Origin of the sequence: Burkholderia sp. LMG 13014 (assembly GCF_905232215.1) — a bacterium.
GTDB lineage: Bacteria > Pseudomonadota > Gammaproteobacteria > Burkholderiales > Burkholderiaceae > Burkholderia.
Genome location: NZ_CAJNKE010000449.1, coordinates 1 through 4,873 on the forward strand (window position 1 = coordinate 1; position 4,873 = coordinate 4,873).

Consider the following 4,873-nt stretch of genomic DNA (forward strand, 5'->3'; position numbering starts at 1 on the left):
GCTGCGCGTGGAACTCGTCGTACGCCTCGACGATGCGCGCGACGAGCGGATGGCGCACGACGTCTGCGCTCGTGAAGCGCGTGAGCGCGATGCCGCGCACGCCGCCGAGCACCTGCTGCGCCTCGACGAGGCCGCTCTTGTGGCCGCGCGGCAGGTCGACCTGGCTCGTGTCGCCGGTCACGACCGCCTTCGAGCCGAAGCCGATCCGCGTGAGGAACATCTTCATCTGCTCGGGCGTCGTGTTCTGCGCCTCGTCGAGGATGATGAACGCGTGGTTCAGCGTGCGGCCGCGCATGTACGCGAGCGGCGCGATCTCGATCATCTGGCGCTCGAACATCTTCGCGGTCTTGTCGAAGCCGAGCAGGTCGTACAGCGCGTCGTACAGCGGACGCAGGTACGGGTCGACCTTCTGCGCGAGATCGCCCGGCAGGAAGCCGAGCCGCTCGCCGGCCTCGACGGCCGGGCGCGTCAGCACGATCCGCTTGACCTGGTCGCGCTCGAGCGCGTCGACCGCGCACGCGACCGCGAGGTAGGTCTTGCCGGTGCCGGCCGGCCCGACGCCGAGCGTCACGTCGTGCGACAGGATCTGCTTCAGGTATTCGCGCTGTGCCGGCGTGCGGCCGCGCAGGTCGGCGCGCCGCGTGTAGAGCTTCGGTGCGGGCTCCTCGTCCGGCTCGCTGGCGTCGAGTTGTACGATGGGGTCGTCGAACGGATGGTCGGGGTCGCCGCGGAAGCGCACGTCGAGCGTGTCCTGGCGGCCGTTGCCGGACGTGTGGCGCACTTCGACCAGCGCGAGCTGGATGTCGTCGACCGACAGCGCATCGCGCGCGCGGTTGTAGAAGTTCTCGAGCGCGGCGAGCGCGAGCTTGGCGCCGCGACCGCGGATCGCGATCCGGTGGCCGCGTCGCGACAGCGTGACGTCGAGCGCCTGTTCGATCTGCCGCAGGTTCTCGTCGAGCGGGCCGCAGAGGTTGGCGAGGCGCGCGTTGTCGTCGCGCGGCGCGACGAATTCCAGTGCTTGGGTCGGCTTCAAAGTGGCGTCGGGCTCCTGTTGAGCGTCAATGTCAGTGGGTGGCCGCGCTCGCGTCGTCGCTGACGAGCACGAGCTCGCCGCGCAGCGAATGCGGATACGCATGGTTGATCTTCACGTCGATCATCTGGCCGATCAGGCGCGGGTGCGACGCGAGCGGCGCCGGGAAATTCACGACCCGGTTGTTCTCGGTGCGGCCCGCGAGTTCGTTCGGGTCCTTGCGCGACGGGCCCTCGACGAGGATCCGCTCGACCTTCCCGACCATCGACTGGCTGATGCGCGCGACGTTTTCCTCGATGGTCGCCTGCAGATGTTGCAGGCGTTTGAGCTTCACTTCGCGCGGCGTGTCGTCGTGCAGGTTCGCGGCCGGCGTGCCGGGGCGCGGGCTGTAGATGAACGAGAAGCTGGTGTCGTAGCTCATGTCGTGCACGAGCGCCATCATCTTGTCGAAATCGTCCTCGGTCTCGCCGGGGAAGCCGACGATCATGTCGGTCGACAGCGACAGGTCCGGGCGGATCGCGCGCAGCTTGCGGATCACCGACTTGTATTCGAGCACCGTGTAGCCGCGCTTCATCGCCATCAGGATGCGGTCGGAACCGTGCTGGACGGGCAGGTGCAGGTGGCTCACGAGCTTCGGCACCTTCGCGTAGGTGTCGATCAGGCGCTGCGTGAATTCCTTCGGGTGCGACGTCGTGTAGCGGATCCGCTCGATGCCGGGGATGTCGGCGACGTATTCGATCAGCGTCGCGAAATCGGCGATCTCCGACGAGCCGGCCGCCAGCGCACCGCGGTACGCGTTCACGTTCTGGCCGAGCAGCGTGACTTCGCGCACGCCCTGGTCGGCGAGGCCGGCCACTTCGGTCAGCACGTCGTCGAGCGGGCGCGACACTTCATCGCCGCGCGTGTAAGGCACCACGCAGTAGCTGCAGTACTTCGAGCAGCCTTCCATGATCGACACGAACGCGCTCGGGCCTTCGACGCGTGCGGGCGGCAGGTGGTCGAACTTCTCGATCTCGGGGAACGAGATGTCGACCTGCGCGCGGCCGCTCTCGCGACGCGCGTCGATCATCTGCGGCAGGCGGTGCAGGGTTTGCGGGCCGAACACGAGGTCGACGTACGGTGCGCGCGACACGATCGACGCGCCTTCCTGGCTCGCGACGCAGCCGCCGACGCCGATCAGCAGGCCCGGTTTCGCTTCCTTCAGCTCGCGCACGCGGCCGAGATCGGAGAACACCTTCTCCTGCGCCTTTTCACGTACCGAGCAGGTGTTGAACAGGATGATGTCCGCGTCTTCCGGCGTATCGGTCTTTTCGAGGCCTTCGGCCGCATTCAGCACGTCCACCATCTTGTCCGAGTCGTACTCGTTCATCTGGCAGCCGAAGGTCTTTACGTAAACTTTCTTGGTCATGGGGGTTCGCCGTTCGCAGTGGTTGACCTGGGGGCGTCGTCTATAGGGTGAATCGGGACGGCCTTGCCTGGCGCATGCCGCGCCGCGCAGGGGCGGGCGTGCCGCCTTGCACGCATCTCGCGTGCACGCGCATGAAAAGCCGTCGGGAAAGCTTTCCATTATAGCTTTTCATGCTGTCGGGAGCGCCCGGCGGGTTGCGGCCGCGCGACGGCATGTGTCGCGTTCCGACCCTGATCGGGGCGCGCGCCGGCCGTCAGCGGCATGCGTTCAGCAAGTCCTCGAGCGCGGCTTCCTCGCGTGCGAAGCGTTCGGTGAGGAAGTCGAGCAGCACGCGCACGCGCGGTGCCATGTAGCGCTTGCTGTGATGGATCGCGTGCAGCGGCGCATCCTGGTGCCGCCAGTCGGGCAGCAGCACGCGCAGCCGGCCCGCACGCACGTCGTCGGCGATGTCCCACAACGATTTCAGCGCGATCCCGTGGCCGCGCAGCGTCCATTCGCGGGTGAGGCCGCCGTCGTTGGTCTCGAACGCGGTCGACAGCGGCACCGTGTGGGTCTGTGTCTCGTCGCCGCGCGTGAAGCGCCAGGTGTTCATCGGCCCCGACGCGATCGTGATCACGTTGCATGGAAAGCGGGCCAGATCGTGTGGATCGGCCGGCATGCCGTGCCGCTCGACGAACGACGGCGCCGCGCACAGCACGCGCCGGTTCGCGGCGAGGCGGCGCGCTATCAGCGCGCCGTCGGGCGGCGCGGCGAAGCGGATCGCGAGGTCGATCTCGTCCTGCCACAGGTTCGACGCGGAATCGGACGCCGTCAGCGAGAACCTGACGTCGGGGTGCAGCCGGGTGAATTCGTCGAGCCAGTCGAGCAGCTGGTTGCGGCCGAAGTCGGTCGTCGACGACAGCCGCACCTTGCCGCCGACCACGTTGCGGCCTTCCTGCAGCATTGCGTCCGCGTCGTCGAGTGCCTGCAGCGCCTGCCGGCAGCAGTTCAGGTACAGCCGGCCCTCGTCGGTGAGCCGCAGCTGGCGCGTCGAGCGCTCGAACAGGCGCGTCGCGACCTTCGCCTCGAGCTTCGCGAGGCGCGCGCTGGCGGCGGCCGGCGTGAGGTTCAGCTTGCGCCCGGCCGCCGACAGGCTGCCCAGGTCGGCCGCCTCGACGAACAGCCGGATATCGCCCAGTCGATCCATCGGATTTTCCAGAAATTTTTGAAAATGATTCAAATGCCACGCCAATTATCAAATATAGGCGTATTCGGGACAATGCGCGCACATCCCGCATTTTTGTGCGGTGCGGCACCGACCGGGCGCCGCACCGCCGCTTCCCGGAGAACCTCATGCCCATTCCCTTGCTGGCGCTCGCGATCAGCGCCTTCGCCATCGGCACCACCGAATTCATCATCATGGGCCTGTTGCCCGAAGTCGCGCAGGATCTGGCCGTGTCGCTGCCGTCGGCCGGGCTGCTCGTCACCGGTTATGCGCTCGGTGTCGCGGCCGGCGCGCCGCTGCTCGCGGTGCTGACGAGCCGCATGCCGCGCAAGGCCGCGCTGCAGTTGCTGATGGCGATCTTCATCGTCGGCAACGTGCTGTGCGCGACCGCGTCCGGCTACGCGACGTTGATGGTCGCGCGCGTCGTCACGTCGTTCGCGCACGGGTCGTTCTTCGGGATCGGCGCGGTCGTCGCCGCGTCGCTCGTGCCGACCGACAAGCGCGCGAGCGCGATCGCGCTGATGTTCACGGGGCTCACGCTGGCGAACGTGCTCGGCGTGCCGTTCGGCACGTTCGTCGGCCAGTTGCTCGGCTGGCGCGCGTCGTTCTGGATCGTCGCCGCGCTCGGTGTGCTGGCGCTCGGCGGCGTCGCCGTGCTCGTACCGAACCGCCACGACAGCGGGCCGGTCGGCCTCGGCCACGAAGTGCGCGTGCTGAAGGAGCCGCAGGTGTGGCTCGCGCTGCTGATGACGGTGCTCGGCTTCGGCGGCGTGTTCGTCGTGTTCACGTACATCGCACCGATCCTCCAGTCCGTGTCGGGCTATTCGCCGCGCGCGGTCGCGCTGATCCTCGTGCTGTTCGGCGCGGGGCTCACGATCGGCAACACGCTGGGCGGCAAGCTCGCCGACCGCGCGCTGATGCCGTCGCTGATCGCGATCCTCGTCGCACTGATGGCCGTGATGATCGTATTCGCGAAGACGAGCCACTATCCGGTCGCGGCGGCCGTGACCGTGTTCGTGTGGGGGATCGCCGCGTTCGCGACGGTGCCGCCGCTGCAGGCGCGCATGGTCGAGAAGGCCGCAAGCGCGCCGCATCTCGCGTCGACGCTGAACATCGGGGCGTTCAACGTCGGCAATGCGCTCGGTGCGTGGCTCGGCGGCGTTGCGCTGGACCACGGCCTCGCGCTTGATGCGCTGCCGTGGGTCGCCGTCGCGGTGACGTTCGCGGCACT

The 4,873-nt window shown here is 68.1% G+C and carries 4 protein-coding genes; 1 reads left to right on the top strand and 3 read right to left on the bottom strand.

The annotated features are described in order from the left end of the window. The 3 genes from JYJ84_RS28330 to JYJ84_RS28340 form a co-directional block, all read right to left on the bottom strand. On the bottom strand, nt 1–1,033 hold a 1,033-nt coding region (locus JYJ84_RS28330), incomplete at its 3' end, for a PhoH family protein (RefSeq protein ID WP_205189751.1). 31 nt (nt 1,034–1,064) lie between these two features. After that, nucleotides 1,065–2,438 carry a tRNA (N6-isopentenyl adenosine(37)-C2)-methylthiotransferase MiaB gene (miaB, locus tag JYJ84_RS28335; RefSeq protein ID WP_122946218.1) on the bottom strand — a complete coding sequence of 458 codons (1,374 nt, stop codon included), beginning with the start codon at nt 2,436–2,438 and terminating at the stop codon, nt 1,065–1,067. 253 nt (nt 2,439–2,691) lie between these two features. Beyond that, nucleotides 2,692–3,624, bottom strand: a complete 933-nt coding sequence (locus JYJ84_RS28340) for a LysR family transcriptional regulator (RefSeq protein WP_174955562.1) — start codon at nt 3,622–3,624, stop codon at nt 2,692–2,694. Between the two features lie 146 nt (nt 3,625–3,770). On the opposite strand from JYJ84_RS28340, the gene JYJ84_RS28345 reads away from it, so the two are divergent. Beyond that, nucleotides 3,771–4,873 (top strand): MFS transporter (locus JYJ84_RS28345; RefSeq protein WP_205189753.1); only part of this gene is annotated, 1,103 nt, incomplete at its 3' end.

Coding starts and splice junctions, on each gene's coding strand:
- miaB (WP_122946218.1), bottom strand. CDS start 2,438: ATGACCAAGAAAGTTTACGTAAAGACCTTCGGCTGCCAGATGAACGAG.
- JYJ84_RS28340 (WP_174955562.1), bottom strand. CDS start 3,624: ATGGATCGACTGGGCGATATCCGGCTGTTCGTCGAGGCGGCCGACCTG.